The organism is Mesorhizobium sp. M7A.F.Ca.US.014.04.1.1 (assembly GCF_003998745.1).
Lineage (GTDB): Bacteria > Pseudomonadota > Alphaproteobacteria > Rhizobiales > Rhizobiaceae > Mesorhizobium > Mesorhizobium ciceri.
Genome location: NZ_RZRW01001129.1, coordinates 1 through 1005 on the forward strand (window position 1 = coordinate 1; position 1005 = coordinate 1005).

Annotated in this window: 1 protein-coding gene; it reads left to right on the forward strand. The window is 59.3% G+C overall.

Features of this window, described 5'->3' with window-relative positions; translation table 11 throughout:
• Window positions 1–981, forward strand: a 981-nt coding sequence (locus EOA22_RS35030) for a diguanylate cyclase (RefSeq protein WP_127390684.1), incomplete at its 5' end; no start/stop codon positions are given.
• Between the last annotated feature and the right edge of the window lie 24 nt (window positions 982–1005).

The following is a 1005-nucleotide window of genomic DNA, read 5'->3' on the forward strand; positions in this document are numbered from 1 at the left end:
GTGGGCCTTGTTTGGCGCAAACCGCATGCGGCTTGGCTCCAAGGAGCCTTGCTGATCGCAGGCATGTTCCTTATCTTGTTGTCAGTCGCATTGGTCGGAGCAAGCGCTGGTGGCGAGTTCTACGAACGGCAATTGAACGTCATGTTGTTCGTGGCCATCACAGCCATCATCATCTTCGGGATCCCCTTGGCCTGGACGATGACGATCGCTGCGCTGGCGCTCGGACTTTATCTCATGCTTCAACTGCAGAACCCGGCCATCGCGCATGGGAGTGCAGTAGCTGGAACGCTGTTCTTCGCCAGCGGTATCTTTGCAACGGTGGCCGCGCGGCGCATCATGACAATTCTCGCTCAAAAGACTTTCCTGTTTGAGCTTCGCGACCGACGCAGGGTCGCCCAACTGGCGAAAGCGAATGATCGACTGGTACTCCTGGCGAGGACCGATCCACTCACCGGCATCTCCAACCGTCGCTGGATGACGGAAACACTCGAGCGCCTATGGGGAAGCGACAAACGTTGCCTTGCCGGTGCCGCGATGCTGATGTGCGACATTGACAACTTCAAGAAGCTAAACGACCACCTCGGCCATGCGGAGGGAGATCGGTGTTTGGTAAAGGTCGCAACTATCTTGAAGGAAAACGTGAGGCGTGATCGCGATCACGTTGCCCGTTATGGCGGCGAAGAATTCCTCGTGCTCCTGCCCGGGGTGAACGAGGAAGAGGCCGCCGCTGTGGCTGAACGAATGCGTAAGAGCGTCGAGGCTGCCGCTTTGCCCAACCCTGGATCCCGTGTGTCGCGCTGGGTCACCCTGAGCATTGGAGTTGCCGTTCAGACCGCTGAGGCGATCTCGCCGGAGCAGTTACAGCAACGGGCGGATGCCGCACTTTACCTTGCCAAGCAGACGGGCCGCAACAGGGTGCTGCTTCACAGACCGGAGTTATCCGCGCGCAAACATATTCGGCCGGGCAGCCTTGGGGCATAGGCCGTGCGTGGCCGAGTTTCCGGG